Here is a 14697-nt window from a genome sequence, read left to right as displayed (position 1 = left end):
AAAAAGGCTTATTTTTTTCTAAAGGATATAAATCTTTCGCCGTTAAAGGATACGAGAGAAATGAGGTGTACCGACGTGAGGTGAGAGACACGGAAGTACATCAACACAATGCCTAAGGAGATCAATATGGCAATTAATGTAAGCACTAACGTGTCTGCAATGACCGCACAGCGTTATTTAAATAACGCCGCTGATGGTACGCAGAAATCGATGGAGCGTCTGTCATCGGGCTATAAAATCAATAGCGCGCGTGATGATGCAGCGGGTCTACAAATCTCAAACCGTTTAACGTCACAAAGCCGTGGCTTAGATATGGCGGTAAGAAACGCAAATGATGGTATCTCCATTGCACAAACCGCAGAGGGTGCAATGAATGAAACCACCAACATCTTGCAACGTATGCGAGATCTTTCTTTGCAATCAGCAAACGGTTCTAACTCAAGTTCAGAACGCCAAGCGATCCAAGAGGAAGTCTCAGCACTCAATGATGAATTAAACCGTATTGCTGAAACAACCTCGTTTGGTGGTAATAAACTGCTAAATGGTTCGTTTGGTAATAAATCTTTCCAAATTGGTGCCGATTCTGGTGAAGCTGTGATGCTTTCCATGAGCGACATGCGTTCTGACACAAAAGCGATGGGCGGTAAGAGTTATGTCGCGACAAATGGCAAAGCGCCTGACTGGTCAGTCACCAATGCGACGGATCTGACTCTGAGCTATACTGATAAACAAGGAGAAGCTCGCGAAGTCACCATTAACGCTAAAGCGGGTGATGACTTAGAAGAAGTCGCTACTTACATTAATGGTCAAAATGGTGACATCAAAGCTTCAGTCGGTGATGAAGGTAAACTACAACTGTTTGCCGCCAATCAAAAAGTCTCAAGCGATGTCACTATTGGTGGTGGACTGGGTACTGAAATTGGTTTTGCTGCAGGTAAAGACGTAACCGTCAAAGACATTAATGTCACAACGGTTGGCGGCTCTCAGGAAGCTGTAGCTTTGATTGATGGTGCACTAAAGGCCGTTGATAGCCAACGTGCCTCGTTAGGTGCATTCCAGAACCGTTTCGGTCATGCCATCAGTAACCTTGATAACATCAACGAGAACGTCAACGCTTCTCGTAGTCGAATTAAGGATACTGATTATGCCCGTGAAACAACCCAAATGACGAAGTCGCAGATTTTGCAGCAAGCGAGTACGTCAGTTTTGGCACAGGCGAAGCAGTCACCATCTGCAGCTCTTAGTCTATTGGGTTAACCGATAGGCGAATGGAGCTTTGTGGGGAAAGCAGTGTTTTCACTGCCAACCTATGAGGTGGAAGGGAGATTGTTATGGAAATACCATCCTACACATCGAACATCCAGCCTTACGGCTCGCAAAGTGGCATTAAATTTGCTTCAGAAAACGATGGCGCGACACGCGCTTCCTCGAAACAAAATGAGGTGAATCGTACTGAACAGTTAAGAAATAGGCAAAACCAAAGCGTTGAAGCGGCAATCGAGCTTGCACAGCAACGAGAGCAGATCAACAAATCGGAAAGAGCCAAGATGGTAGAGCAGATGAATGAATTTATCTCATCTATCAACAAAGACTTAGCGTTTAGAGTCGATGAAGAATCAGGACGGGATGTTGTGACGATTTATGAAGCCAGTACTGGTGACATTATTCGTCAGATCCCGAACGAGGAAATGCTAGAGGTTTTGCGACGCCTTGCCAGACAAAAAGACCACAGTACAGGTTTATTGGTTGCTAAGGTGTAATCGTAGTTTTTGAGGTGATTTAATGAGCTTAGGCCCGATGGGTATGAATACTGGCATGGATATCAATTCCTTGGTCAGCAAAATTGTCAATGCAGAGCGCGTTCCTAAGCAGCAACGCATTGATAATGAGCTTGGCCAAATTGATGCCAGTATCAGTGCCTACGGCCGGCTCAAAGAGTCGCTGGATACGATGAAAAATCTTATGACGAATTTTCGTCAGGAGAAGGCTTTCGCTTTGCGAAAAGTCGATACTACTGATGAAAATGTCGTCTCCGCGACAGCCACCACTGACGCAATAGCAGGTAAATATGCTATCGATGTGTTGCAGCTTGCACAGAGCCATAAAGTTGCCTCGGATGTTTTAGATAAAGAGGCAAAGTTTGGTCCTGGTAAGCTGCAGATTTCACTTGGTGATCAGAAGTTTGATGTTGATGTCCAAGCCAATTCAAAATTGATTGATATCGTTCGCGGTATCAACAGCACTAAAACCAATCCTGGAGTTCGTGCTTCGGTAATCAATGATGTTGAAGGGCCACGTTTGATTGTGGCCTCTAATCTATCTGGAAAAGATCATGACATTAAAATTAATGCTCAGTCTGATGCCGGAAATCCGCTCAAAAATCTAGAATACAAAACGCTGGAAGAGCGCGTTAAAGATTTAGAAAAAGCACGCGCTGCGGCGCAACAAATCATTGCACCACTCACGCCAGCTCAACAAGCTATCGCTGCAAAAGTCGCCGAGAAAATAGGTGCGGCGGCACGCGAAGTTGACCAAAGTATGGCGAGTGGTGTTCAAGAAGTCGCCGGGCAAGTAGCTGCCGACGGTAAAGTTGCTAATGCTGCCGGTGAATTAACCGACGCCGCCGTCAAAGCTGCTGCCGCCGCCGGTGTTGCTGCCAATAAATATCTGAAACCGCAAGATCGTATTCCAGGGTGGACTGAAACCGCCTCTGGCACCTTGCTCGATTCCTACTATGAACCTGAGCCAGAGCTTGATGCGACCGCGTTAGAAAAAGCGCCAGATGTGCCCGGTTGGACTAATACTGCTTCTGGTACTTTGGTTGACTCCTATGTAACCCCCAAAGAAGCGCAAGCCAAGCTTGAACAGCAATTAGCAGCTGAAAAAGCCGCGGTTGCGGCGGCGGTGCGTAGTGGTGAACTGACGCCAGAGCAAGCCAAGCAGAAAGAGCGTGAAAAGCTTGACCCGCAAGAGCGTGAGTATTTAGATAAAGTGGACAAAGCAGATGCTGAACTTAGAGCGGCACAAGCATCGTTTGACGCCTATCAAGGTATGACTCAAGTACAAGCAGGCCAAGATTCCGTGGTGGTTTTGGACGGTGTGGCGACCCTTTCTAGCAACAACAACGTGATTGAAGATGCAATTGAAGGGGTTGATTTGACCCTTAAAGGGCAAACGGCCAAAGGCAAACCACCGGCTGAAATTGGCATCGAATATGACCGCAAAACCGTGCGAGATGATATTGAACAATTTGTCGCGGCGTATAATCAGTTTTATCAGGTCTCTAAAGAACTTGGAGGCGTTGACCCTCGGACTGGCCAAGCTGGGCCACTGGCGGGTGACAGTATTGTGCGCAGTGCAGACTCCCGCCTACGTAGTGTTTTTTCGACTAGAATTGAGCAGGCTCCAGAAGAGATCAAAAGTCTGATTGAGTTTGGTATTACCACCACACGCCAAGGGACACTTGAAATTAACTACGACATGCTAGATCGCCAACTCAATAACAACTTTAATAAGCTAGGTGAGTTCTTTGGTGGAAACCAAGGATTTGCCAAACGGGTTGAAGATGCTATTCAGAGCATGACGGGGGTGACGGGGTCGATTCGCACACGCGAAAAAAGCTTAGTAGAACGCAACTACCGTGTGGCGGACGACCAAGCGGCACTCGATCGCCGCATGGACAGTTTGGAGAAGCGAACGCATTCTAAGTTTTCAGCAATGCAAGACGCGACCAGTAAAATGCAGAACCAATTAGCTGGTATGATGAATGCGTTAGGCGGCTGATATGGAACAGCAACTCGACCTTTTAAGTGATCTAGATCACCAAATAAGAGCAATGCTTGTCATTGATGAAATTAATACTGAAGAAATCAATCATCTTGTCGATAAAAGGGAACGGATATTGCAAAACTTACTGACGCATGCGTCAGAAAATCCACAGTTTGCAATGTCGAGCCAATGGCGAGAGGCTATTGATGAAACTAAACATCTTGTTGAACTGATGCAGTCAAAAACGGTCGAGATCGGTAGAACGCTCCAAAAATACCGACACGGTAATAAATCCGTTCAGCAATACAAAAAGTTTTTATAAGAGGAAGACTATGCGCGGTTCTTTACAGGCATACAAAAAGGTATCAGTGGATAGCCAGCTCAGTGCGGCCTCGCCGCATAAAGTCGTACAAATGTTGATGGCGGGTGCCATTGAACGCCTTATTCAAGCAAAAGCAGCAATGCTACAGGGCAATATCCCAAGTAAGGGTGAGCGCCTTGGTAAAGCATTGGATATCATTATTAGCTTACGCAGTTGCTTATCGATGAGTGATGGCGGGGATATTGCAAAAAATTTAGATCAGCTTTATGAATTTATGATCACTCAGATCACCGAAGCGAATCATCAAAATGACCCGCAACCACTGGATGATGTGATCGACATCATTCGAGAAATTAAATCAGCATGGGATCAAATCCCTCCTGAATACCACAATCTAACGGCAAGCGAAGTGGGCATATAAGTTATTTATAAAACTTTAGGCACTTATTTTTTAAAGTTTTAACTGATGTCACACCAGCTCATTGCTTGGTTGCCTTATTTTTTTTATTCCATAGAATAGAAGCCATTACTAGCCTAATGGCTTTTTTTGTTGCTGAATTCCACAAATTGTCTATCGTTTAATCAAGTGATTATAGAAAAACAAAACTGAATAACGATTTTCAGAAGTGCGGCCACAATTTCTCTGATTTAAGGCAAATATTCTCACCTATGCAAGGTTTAGCAAAACTGCTTGTGATAGAAGACGATCCGCAGATCCGTCTCAATCTAAGTAACATTTTAGAATTTGTTGGAGAGCACTGCGAGGCGATCGAGTCATCCCAAATCAAGGATATTGATTGTTCAAGATTGTGGGGGGGCTGCATTATTGGATCGCTAAAAAGTGAGCAGTTAACTGATGAGATAGCTCAGTGGTTGACTAAGGCCAACTATATTCCACTTCTAATGGCAAACAAGCAGCCATATTCATTGGAAGAATTTACTCAATACGTCGGTGAACTTGAGTCACCCCTTAATTATCCTCAACTGAGTGACGCATTACGACATTGCAAAGAATTTTTAGGACGTAAAGGCGTGCAAGTTCCCTCTACATCGCGTAAGAATACCTTATTTCGTAGCCTTGTAGGCCAAAGTCATGGTATCCAAGAAGTTCGCCATTTGATTGAGCAAGTCTCAGGCACAGAAGCTAATGTGTTGATCTTAGGTGAATCTGGAACGGGCAAAGAAGTGGTTGCGCGTAACATCCATTATCATTCTGCACGCCGCAACGGTCCGTTTGTGCCGATTAACTGTGGTGCGATTCCGGCTGATTTACTTGAAAGTGAATTATTTGGTCATGAAAAAGGGGCGTTTACCGGAGCGATAACCGCGCGTAAAGGTCGTTTTGAGCTTGCCGAAGGCGGTACTTTATTTCTCGATGAGATCGGTGATATGCCGATGTCGATGCAGGTAAAGTTGTTGCGTGTGTTACAAGAACGCTGCTTTGAACGTGTGGGCGGTAACACCACCATTAAAGTGAATGTGCGTGTGGTGTCAGCGACTCACCGCAATTTAGAAAACATGATTGATGATGAATCATTTCGTGAAGATCTTTACTATCGACTCAATGTTTTCCCAATTGAAATGCCAGCGCTAAAAGATCGCAAAGACGACATCCCATTGCTGTTACAAGAACTCATGACACGTATGGAAGCGGAAGGTGGACAGCCATTTTGTTTTACCCCGCGAGCAGTCAATTCGTTAATGGAACACAATTGGCCGGGCAATGTTCGTGAGCTAGCGAATTTAGTTGAGCGGATGATCATTCTCTATCCAAATAGTCTCGTCGACGTCAATCATTTACCAACTAAATACCGCTATAGTGATATTCCAGAATTCCAACCAGAGCACAGCTCCTATGGCTCAGTTGAAGACCAAGAACGTGATGTGCTGGCGGGTATTTTCTCTGAAAACTTCAGTTTTGAAGACGTCGAAGAGATGCACGAAAATCTCAACGCACCGCAGTCATTACCTCCTGAAGGCGTGAATTTGAAAGAGCTATTGGCGGACTTGGAAGTCAATATGATCAACCAAGCCCTTGAAGCTCAAGGCGGAGTGGTAGCGCGTGCCGCTGATATGCTGGGTATGCGCCGTACGACCTTGGTTGAAAAAATGCGTAAATACAATATGCAACGGTGATTAAAAAACAGCATGGGTAAAGTTTAGTCAATATATTGGCAATGGATTAATTCTTTGATTTTAAAGAAAAATAGCCTGGCATGTATTTTGCGTGTTAGGCTATTGTTGTTTTATAGGTAGAATTTCGACATGCAGTCTCCTGACACACCCATTAATCAATCTCACTTAGATTCTGTAGAGGATCAAGTTGAGCGCTATAAACAGGTTCTTGATGTGATGCCTGCTGGCGTCATTTTGCTCGATACTCAAGGCGTAGTCAGAGAAGCTAACCCTGAAGCTCAGCGGTTATTGCAAGTCCCATTGGCGGGTGAAAAATGGTATTCCGTCATTCAAAGTGCTTTTGCGCCGAGAGAAGATGATGGGCATGAAATCTCGCTGCGCAATGGTCGTAAAGTGAGATTAGCCATTTCAGCATCAGCAACAGGCCAATTGATATTAATCACCGATTTAACCGAAACTCGGTTACTTCAATCACGCATCAGTGATTTACAGCGCTTATCCTCACTCGGTCGAATGGTGGCGTCTTTGGCACACCAAGTTCGCACACCGTTATCCAGCGCTATGCTCTATGCCTCAAATTTAGGTGCGCCTAACTTGCCAAACGCTACAAGAGAGCGTTTTCAGTCTAAGCTGATGGATAGGCTTCATGATCTTGAAAAACAAGTCAATGATATGTTGTTGTTTGCCAAAGGTGGTGACAATAAAGTCATTCAGCCGTTTACAGTGACAGACTTGGTCAGCGAATTTGTTCCCATGGTGGAAACGGCATTAAAAAATAGCGCAATTGATTATCATCAGGAAGTGGAACAAGAAGGGACAGTGGTGTTAGGCAATGCAAATGCCATTGCCTCTGCACTGAGTAACTTAGTGATGAACGCAATACAAATTGCGGGTAAGGCGTCACAAATTGATGTCTTTTTTCGCCCGGTAAATGGTGAGCTGAAAATCTCGGTACAAGACAGTGGCCCGGGAGTCCCTGCTGCGCTGCAAAGTAAAATTATGGAACCGTTTTTTACCACTCGCTCACAAGGAACGGGGTTAGGGTTAGCGGTGGTACAAATGGTCTGCCGCGCCCATGATGGGCGATTGGAATTAATTTCAGAAGAAGGGGAGGGTGCTTGCTTTACTATGTGCATTCCACTCGAGCGTCATGCCCCTTCTTCACCAACAGAGACTGGAGAAGGATGATGGCTCAAAGCAAAGTCTTAATCGTTGAAGATGATGAAGGTCTACGCGAAGCGTTAGTCGATACTTTGGCGCTGGCCGGTTATGAATGGCTGGAAGCTGATTGCGCCGAAGATGCACTGATTAAACTCAAAGCACATCCTGTTGATATTGTTGTCTCTGACGTTCAAATGGCTGGCATGGGTGGCCTTGCACTGCTGCGCAACATCAAACAGCATTGGCCCAATTTACCCGTGTTGCTGATGACGGCGTACGCCAATATTGAAGATGCGGTCTCGGCGATGAAAGAGGGCGCCATTGATTACATGGCAAAACCCTTTGCCCCCGAAGTGCTACTCAACATGGTTAGCCGTTACGCGCCAGTGAAATCGGATGATAATGGTGATGCGGTTGTTGCAGATGAGAAAAGCCTGCGCTTATTGTCACTTGCCGACAAAGTGGCAAAAACCGATGCTAACGTCATGATTTTGGGCCCAAGCGGCTCTGGAAAAGAGGTCATGTCTCGCTACATTCATAACTCATCTCCGCGTAAAGATGGGCCATTTGTGGCGATCAACTGTGCCGCCATTCCAGACAACATGCTCGAAGCCACCTTATTTGGTTATGAAAAAGGGGCATTTACAGGAGCGGTACAAGCTTGTCCGGGCAAATTTGAACAAGCACAAGGTGGGACCATTTTACTCGATGAGATCAGCGAGATGGATCTGAACCTACAAGCAAAACTGCTGCGTGTACTCCAAGAGCGTGAAGTGGAACGCTTGGGGGGGCGTAAAAGCATTAAGCTTGATGTCCGCGTATTGGCGACCAGCAACCGCGACCTAAAGCAGTATGTGCAGGAAGGCAATTTCCGTGATGATTTATATTATCGCCTCAACGTCTTCCCAATCTCATGGCCAGCGCTACGTGACCGCAAAGGGGATATTGAACCGCTGGCTCACCACCTTGTAGAGCGTCACTGCACTAAACTTGGTTTACCTGTGCCTCGTATCGCGCCGCAAGCCATTAACAAGTTGCTTAGTTACGCTTGGCCGGGCAACGTCCGTGAACTTGATAACGTCGTGCAACGCGCGCTGATTTTGAGCGAGCAAGGAGACATTGCAAGTGAACATATCTTGTTGGAAGGGGTTGATTGGCAAGATGCTAGCAGCCTGCAACAAGTTGTAGAGCGCAGCGATATTGCCACACCAGAGATTAAGCCTGTAGCACAAGCCGAAGTGAACAAGTTGTTTAATAACAATGGCGCTGCATTGGGTGATGAGCTGAGAGATCAAGAGTACACCATTATCATGGATACTTTAGTCGAGTGCCAAGGCCGCCGTAAAGAGATGGCAGATAAGCTCGGAATTAGCCCTAGGACACTGCGTTACAAATTAGCAAAAATGCGTGATGCAGGAATTGATATCCCGAATTAACCCCAAAGTGGGTGATGGCATATAAATTGCTGCATCACAGAAAGAAGCAGCACAGCAGTCAAAGATTTGGCGTTAGAGGTAGCAATGAGACTTGATGGTTTAAACAGCGAAATGCAAACAATGATGTTGGAAGCAACCAATGCTCGTCCTACGGCAACTGGACAAAGTGTGAGTGCTGATTTTGGCGACATGCTTTCCAAAGCCATTAATAACGTGAACAGTTTGCAAAAGACCTCAGGTAATTTACAAACCCGCTTTGATCGGGGAGATGAAAATGTCTCACTATCGGATGTGATGATTGCTCGTAACAAGTCGAGTGTAGCCTTTGAAGCGACGATTCAAGTTCGAAATAAACTTGTCGACGCCTACAAAGAACTCATGAATATGCCCGTATAAATTAGGTAGCCGCCGTGGCAGAAGATAAGCAAACAACCGATCTTACCGTGACCAGTGGTTCTGACCACGCTTTAATGGCGAGCTCAGATCTAGACATGGACACGCAAAACCCAGATCTTGAAGAGAAGAGTTCATCCAAAAGTGATTTTGCGATGGGCGACTTGGACTTGTTGCGCCAGGTGGTGTTAGTCCTCTCTATTTCCATCTGTGTGGCACTGATTGTCATGTTGTTCTTTTGGGTTCGAGAACCTGAAATGCGCCCGCTTGGCGCTTATGAAACCGAAGAACTTATTCCTGTCCTCGATTATCTTGATCAGCAGAAACTGACCTACAAATTAGATGGTAATACTATCTTAGTGCCATCCAGTGAATACAACAGCTTAAAACTCAACCTCGTCCGTGCAGGGTTAAATCAAAACAAGCAAGCGGGCGATGAAATCTTGATGCAAGACATGGGCTTTGGTGTTTCTCAGCGCCTTGAGCAAGAGCGCCTTAAACTTAGCCGTGAACGTCAGCTTGCCAAAGCGATTGAAGAGATGAAGCTCGTCAACAAAGCTCGTGTGTTATTGGCGCTGCCTAAGCAAAGCGTATTTGTTCGTCATAACCAAGATGCTTCTGCCTCCGTATTTCTTACCTTGCGAACTGGCGCGAACCTTAAACAAGAAGAGGTCGACTCTATTGTCGATATGGTCGCCAGTGCCGTGCCAGGGATGAAACCCAATCGAATTACCGTGACTGATCAACATGGTCGGTTGCTCAGCTCTGGCTCTCAAGACCCCGTCTCTTCTGCTCGTCGTAAAGAACAAGAACTTGAACGCAAGCAAGAAGAGGCGTTGCGTGACAAAATTGATTCGGTATTAATCCCAATTCTAGGCTTTGGTAATTACACCGCCCAAGTGGATATCCAACTGGATTTCAGTGCCATTGAACAAACGCGTAAACGCTTTGACCCGAATACGCCAGCGACACGCAGCGAATATACGCTTGAAGACTATAACAACGGCAATGTGGTGGCTGGCGTTCCAGGTGCATTAAGTAATCAGCCACCTGCGGATGCTTCTATCCCACAAGACGTTGCGCAGATGAAAGATGGCTCGGTACTTGGGCAAGGTTCGGTCCATAAAGAAGCCACGCGCAATTTTGAACTCGATACCACCATCAGTCATGAACGTAAACAATCGGGTGTGGTAAATCGTCAAACCGTTGCGGTGGCGATTAAAAACCGACCATCGGTTAACCCAGAGACTGGCGAAGTCACCTATACTCCCTTGAGCGAAAGTGAAATTAGCGCCGTGCGACAAGTATTGATTGGGACGGTTGGCTTTGATGAAAACCGTGGCGATTTGTTGAATGTCTTGAGCATGCAATTTGCCGTGCCTGAAGTTGAGTCAATGGTTGATGTCCCTATTTGGGAGCATCCAAACTTCAACGATTGGGTACGCTGGTTTGCTAGTGCCTTGGTTATTGTGGTTGTGGTGCTGGTGCTGGTTCGCCCTGCGCTGAAAAAACTGCTCAACCCTGCTGCGGATGATGATGACCCAATGTACGGACCTGATGGTTTACCGATTGGTGCTGATGGTGAAACCAGTTTAATTGGCAGTGGTATTGATGGCGGTGATCTCTTTGAGTTTGGTTCCGGTATTGATTTGCCAAACTTACACAAGGATGAGGATGTACTGAAAGCGGTGCGTGCTCTAGTGGCCAATGAGCCTGAACTTGCGGCTCAAGTAGTGAAGAATTGGATGCAAAATGCCTGATAATAAAAATAAGAGTGGAACAGAAGTGACAGAATCATCGGTTGATATTTCAACAATTTCTGGTGATGAAAAAGCGGCTATTTTGTTGTTGAGCTTAAACGAAGAGGACGCCGCTGGCATCATCCGCCATCTTGAACCTAAGCAGGTACAACGAGTCGGTAGCGCGATGGCGAAAGCGAAAGAGCTTAGCCAAGAGAAAGTCGGCGCGGTGCATCGTGCTTTCCTCGAAGATATTCAGAAATACACCAATATCGGTATGGGCAGCGAAGACTTTATGCGTAACGCGCTTATCGCTGCATTAGGTGCCGATAAAGCCAATAACTTGGTCGATCAAATTTTGCTTGGCACGGGTTCAAAAGGGTTGGATTCATTGAAATGGATGGACCCACGACAAGTGGCGAGCATCATTGTTAATGAACACCCACAAATCCAAACCATTGTTTTATCGTATTTAGAACCGGATCAATCGGCTGAAATTTTGGCACAGTTTGCTGAACGTGACCGTTTAGACTTATTGATGCGCATTGCCAACCTTGAAGAAGTACAACCTTCGGCATTGGCTGAGTTGAATGAAATCATGGAGAAACAATTTGCCGGTCAAGCGGGCGCGCAAGCGGCGAAAATTGGTGGCTTGAAAGCTGCGGCTGATATCATGAACTACCTCGATAACAATATCGAAGGCATCCTCATGGATCAGATGCGTGAGCAAGATGAAGACATGGCAACGCAGATCCAAGATCTGATGTTCGTGTTCGAAAACTTAGTCGAAGTGGACGACCAAGGCATTCAAAAATTGCTGCGTGATGTACCGCAAGATGTACTGCAAAAAGCGCTTAAAGGTGCTGATGACGCATTGCGCGAGAAGATCTTCAAAAACATGTCAAAACGTGCAGCTGAGATGATGAAAGATGATCTGGAAGCCATGCCTCCGATTAAAGTATCAGATGTCGAAGCGGCGCAAAAAGAGATTCTGGCGATTGCACGTCGTATGGCCGACAGTGGCGAAATTATGCTGTCTGGCGGCGCAGACGAATTCTTATAATCTAACCCTGACTCAACAATAGGTAGCATTATGTCTGGAGAAAGAAAACGCGGCTTTTTACGTTTAGATGCAGACGCTAATATTGAACAAGCCAAAAAGTGGGGGTTGCCGGACTACGGCGCAGAGATCAATAAAAAAGCCAAAGAAACGGCAATGAACTACGACCCCGGTTGGATGCCAAGTTTTGATGAGCCAGTGGTTGAAGAGCCGCTGCAACTCAGCGAAGAAGAGATTGGCCAGATCAAACAAGGGGCTTATCAAGAAGGTTTGCATCAAGGTCAAGAAGCCGGATTCAAACAAGGTTATGAAAAAGGCAAAGAAGAAGGTCTGATTGCAGGACACCAAGAAGGTGTTGAGCAAGGCAAAACCGAGGGTGTCGCTGAAGGGCAAATTCTCATCCAGCAGCAGGTTGATATTTTCGTTGGTCTTGCCAATCAATTTGCTCAACCGCTAGAGTTGATGAATGCCCAAGTCGAAAAACAGCTGGTCGATATGGTTTTAACCTTGGTCAAAGAAGTCGTTCACGTTGAGGTACAAACCAATCCGCAAGTGATCTTAGATACCGTCAAATCGTCGGTTGAATCCCTGCCTGTATCCGGTCATGCCATCACATTAAAACTCCATCCAGAAGATGTTGACGTGATTCATTCTGCTTATGGCGAAAAAGAACTGGATTTCCGAAACTGGACATTGGTCAAAGAACCAGCATTAAATCGCGGTGACGTCCAGATTGAAGCTGGTGAGTCGAGTGTGAATTATCGAATGGAAGATCGTATTCGTAGCGTGTTGAAAAGTTTTTGTGGCACCAATCGTCACCAACAAGGTGATCAATAGTGTTGTCTCTTGCCGATCGCCTTAGTCAATATAAAACCGAAGGGTTAACCTGCCGCCCAATGGCATCGGGCAAACTGGTCCGTGTGGTTGGTTTAACCCTTGAGGCTACTGGTTGTAAAGCCCCTATTGGCAGCTTATGTAAAGTAGAAACCATGTCCGGAGAAATGGAAGCGGAAGTGGTTGGCTTTTCTGGCGATAACCTCTATCTGATGCCCAGCGAACAGATAACAGGCGTACTGCCCGGAGCTAAAGTTACCCCAATGACAGGGGACGCTGGCTTACCAGTCGGGATGGAACTGCTTGGACGGGTAATTGATGGTGTCGGTAACCCACTCGATGGGCTGGGGCCGATTTATACCGAAAAGCGCGCATCGTTTAATGCTGACCCCATCAATCCATTAGCTCGCAAACCCATAACAGAACCTCTGGACGTTGGCCTAAAAGCGATCAACGGTTTACTGACGGTGGGTAAAGGGCAGCGGATTGGTTTATTTGCTGGTTCTGGTGTCGGTAAATCGGTAACGCTTGGCATGATGACTCGTGGCACAACCGCTCAAGTGGTGGTGGTGGGGCTGATTGGTGAACGTGGCCGCGAAGTAAAAGAGTTTATAGAAGAGATTTTAGGCGTTGATGGACGTCAACGTTCAGTTGTAGTAGCCGCGCCTGCGGACTCCTCACCGTTGATGCGTTTAAAAGGCTGTCAAACCGCGTTAGCGATTGCGGAATACTTTCGTGATCAAGGGTTAGATGTATTGCTACTAATGGACTCGTTGACTCGTTTTGCCCAAGCGCAACGTGAAATTGCGTTATCTGTGGGTGAGCCGCCAGCTACAAAAGGCTATCCACCGTCGGTGTTTGCTAAACTGCCCGCCTTGGTTGAACGAGCGGGAAATGGAGCTCCTCACCAAGGATCGATTACCGCTTTCTTTACCGTGCTCACCGAAGGGGATGATCTACAAGACCCGATCGCTGATGCATCGCGAGCCATTCTTGATGGTCACATTGTTTTATCACGTGAAATGGCCGATGCCGGACATTACCCTGCGATTGATGTAGAGAAATCGGTCAGCCGTGTCATGCCACAAATCACCACCGATGAACATCTGTTGATGTCGAAAGCGGTGCGTCAAATACTCTCCATCTGCCGGAAAAATCAAGATCTCGTCTCTATCGGTGCTTACAAGCCGGGGACGGACCCTGCGATTGACAGTGCATTTACGCTAAAACCTAGGCTGGATGAATATTTGCAGCAAGGGATGAAGGATTCGGTTCCTTACGACATGTGCGTCAATATGCTCAAGCACGTTTTGCAAGTGGGGTAATCGATGGATAACGCACTCGAGTTTTTGCTTGATCAAGCCAAAGACAAAGAAGAAAAAGCCGTGATGGCGTTATCTAAATCGCGTGATGAGCTAGAGAGTTATTACAAGCAGTTGGCGCAGATTGAGCAATATCGTCTTGATTATTGTCAGCAGCTTATGGAGCGCGGCATGTCAGGTTTGACGGCGAGCCAATATGGACACTTAAACCGATTTCTTACCCAGTTAGATGAAACCCTTGTCAAACAAAGAGATGCAGAACAACACTTCAAAAATCAGGTAGATAACTGCCAAGAGCATTGGATGGAAGTGAGAAAACAGCGACGCTCTTACGAATGGCTCATTGAAAAAAAACAGATAGAAGCGCAACGTCTGCAAGATAAACGAGAGCAGAAGCAGATGGATGAGTTTTCTACACTGCTCTTTAGTCGGCAACGTTCTAATCAACACAAGTTTTAAGCAACATAAGTTTTAATCAAAATAAGTTTTAAGTCACTGACGCCTCAAGTCGTCAACGTGTCCAATA

At 46.1% G+C, this 14697-nt stretch carries 14 protein-coding genes; all 14 read left to right on the top strand.

Annotation, left to right across the window (positions count from 1 at the left end):
* Positions 1-126: 126 nt before the first annotated feature.
* The 14 genes from AACQ79_RS05775 (at position 127) to fliJ (ending at position 14630) form a co-directional block, all read left to right on the top strand.
* Positions 127-1257 (top strand): flagellin, encoded by a 1131-nt coding sequence (locus AACQ79_RS05775; protein ID WP_026028066.1) that lies wholly within the window; start codon positions 127-129, stop codon positions 1255-1257.
* A gap of 74 nt (positions 1258-1331) precedes the next feature.
* Positions 1332-1760 carry a flagellar protein FlaG gene (gene flaG, locus AACQ79_RS05770; RefSeq protein ID WP_013856302.1) on the top strand — a complete coding sequence of 143 codons (429 nt, stop codon included), beginning with the start codon at positions 1332-1334 and terminating at the stop codon, positions 1758-1760.
* 22 nt (positions 1761-1782) lie between these two features.
* Complete coding sequence (fliD, locus tag AACQ79_RS05765; protein ID WP_013856303.1) at positions 1783-3783, top strand: flagellar filament capping protein FliD; 2001 nt, start codon at positions 1783-1785, stop codon at positions 3781-3783.
* A 1-nt stretch (position 3784) separates the two neighbouring features.
* Positions 3785-4090 carry a flagellar protein FliT gene (locus tag AACQ79_RS05760; protein WP_013856304.1) on the top strand — a complete coding sequence of 102 codons (306 nt, stop codon included), beginning with the start codon at positions 3785-3787 and terminating at the stop codon, positions 4088-4090.
* A 10-nt stretch (positions 4091-4100) separates the two neighbouring features.
* On the top strand, positions 4101-4511 hold the full coding sequence (gene fliS, locus AACQ79_RS05755) for a flagellar export chaperone FliS (RefSeq protein WP_010318718.1): 411 nt from the start codon (positions 4101-4103) through the stop codon (positions 4509-4511).
* Positions 4512-4759: 248 nt separating this feature from the next.
* Complete coding sequence (locus AACQ79_RS05750; protein ID WP_017045739.1) at positions 4760-6226, top strand: sigma-54 dependent transcriptional regulator; 1467 nt, start codon at positions 4760-4762, stop codon at positions 6224-6226.
* A 129-nt stretch (positions 6227-6355) separates the two neighbouring features.
* Positions 6356-7414, top strand: coding sequence for a sensor histidine kinase (locus tag AACQ79_RS05745; RefSeq protein ID WP_013856306.1), 1059 nt, complete (start codon positions 6356-6358; stop codon positions 7412-7414).
* Positions 7414-8823, top strand: coding sequence for a sigma-54-dependent transcriptional regulator (locus tag AACQ79_RS05740; RefSeq protein WP_026028065.1), 1410 nt, complete (start codon positions 7414-7416; stop codon positions 8821-8823). Before AACQ79_RS05745 ends, AACQ79_RS05740 begins: the two co-directional genes overlap by 1 nt.
* Before the next feature lie 84 nt (positions 8824-8907).
* Positions 8908-9219, top strand: a complete 312-nt coding sequence (gene fliE / locus AACQ79_RS05735) for a flagellar hook-basal body complex protein FliE (RefSeq protein ID WP_026028064.1) — start codon at positions 8908-8910, stop codon at positions 9217-9219.
* A 14-nt stretch (positions 9220-9233) separates the two neighbouring features.
* Positions 9234-10976 carry a flagellar basal-body MS-ring/collar protein FliF gene (gene fliF / locus AACQ79_RS05730; RefSeq protein WP_013856309.1) on the top strand — a complete coding sequence of 581 codons (1743 nt, stop codon included), beginning with the start codon at positions 9234-9236 and terminating at the stop codon, positions 10974-10976.
* Positions 10969-12018, top strand: coding sequence for a flagellar motor switch protein FliG (fliG, locus tag AACQ79_RS05725; RefSeq protein ID WP_013856310.1), 1050 nt, complete (start codon positions 10969-10971; stop codon positions 12016-12018). The genes fliF and fliG overlap by 8 nt, the downstream gene beginning before the upstream one ends.
* A gap of 30 nt (positions 12019-12048) precedes the next feature.
* Positions 12049-12852 (top strand): flagellar assembly protein FliH, encoded by an 804-nt coding sequence (fliH, locus tag AACQ79_RS05720; RefSeq protein ID WP_170898738.1) that lies wholly within the window; start codon positions 12049-12051, stop codon positions 12850-12852.
* Positions 12852-14174, top strand: coding sequence for a flagellar protein export ATPase FliI (fliI, locus tag AACQ79_RS05715; protein ID WP_170898736.1), 1323 nt, complete (start codon positions 12852-12854; stop codon positions 14172-14174). The genes fliH and fliI overlap by 1 nt, the downstream gene beginning before the upstream one ends.
* Before the next feature lie 3 nt (positions 14175-14177).
* The gene (gene fliJ, locus AACQ79_RS05710) at positions 14178-14630 is read left to right on the top strand and encodes a flagellar export protein FliJ (protein ID WP_013856313.1); all 453 of its coding nucleotides are present in this window, start codon (positions 14178-14180) and stop codon (positions 14628-14630) included.
* The last annotated feature ends 67 nt before the right edge of the window (positions 14631-14697 follow it).

The organism is Vibrio sp. 3-2(1) (genome assembly GCF_963887575.1).
Classification (GTDB): domain Bacteria; phylum Pseudomonadota; class Gammaproteobacteria; order Enterobacterales; family Vibrionaceae; genus Vibrio; species Vibrio anguillarum.
This window is presented reverse-complemented; position numbering and strand designations above follow the sequence as displayed.

Bases quoted from the DNA above. Each gene is read 5' to 3' on its own strand.
- AACQ79_RS05775 (WP_026028066.1), top strand. From the start codon at position 127: ATGGCAATTAATGTAAGCACTAACGTGTCTGCAATGACCGCACAGCGT.
- flaG (WP_013856302.1), top strand. From the start codon at position 1,332: ATGGAAATACCATCCTACACATCGAACATCCAGCCTTACGGCTCGCAA.
- fliD (WP_013856303.1), top strand. From the start codon at position 1,783: ATGAGCTTAGGCCCGATGGGTATGAATACTGGCATGGATATCAATTCC.
- AACQ79_RS05760 (WP_013856304.1), top strand. From the start codon at position 3,785: ATGGAACAGCAACTCGACCTTTTAAGTGATCTAGATCACCAAATAAGA.
- fliS (WP_010318718.1), top strand. From the start codon at position 4,101: ATGCGCGGTTCTTTACAGGCATACAAAAAGGTATCAGTGGATAGCCAG.
- AACQ79_RS05750 (WP_017045739.1), top strand. From the start codon at position 4,760: ATGCAAGGTTTAGCAAAACTGCTTGTGATAGAAGACGATCCGCAGATC.
- AACQ79_RS05745 (WP_013856306.1), top strand. From the start codon at position 6,356: ATGCAGTCTCCTGACACACCCATTAATCAATCTCACTTAGATTCTGTA.
- AACQ79_RS05740 (WP_026028065.1), top strand. From the start codon at position 7,414: ATGGCTCAAAGCAAAGTCTTAATCGTTGAAGATGATGAAGGTCTACGC.
- fliE (WP_026028064.1), top strand. From the start codon at position 8,908: ATGAGACTTGATGGTTTAAACAGCGAAATGCAAACAATGATGTTGGAA.
- fliG (WP_013856310.1), top strand. From the start codon at position 10,969: ATGCCTGATAATAAAAATAAGAGTGGAACAGAAGTGACAGAATCATCG.
- fliH (WP_170898738.1), top strand. From the start codon at position 12,049: ATGTCTGGAGAAAGAAAACGCGGCTTTTTACGTTTAGATGCAGACGCT.
- fliJ (WP_013856313.1), top strand. From the start codon at position 14,178: ATGGATAACGCACTCGAGTTTTTGCTTGATCAAGCCAAAGACAAAGAA.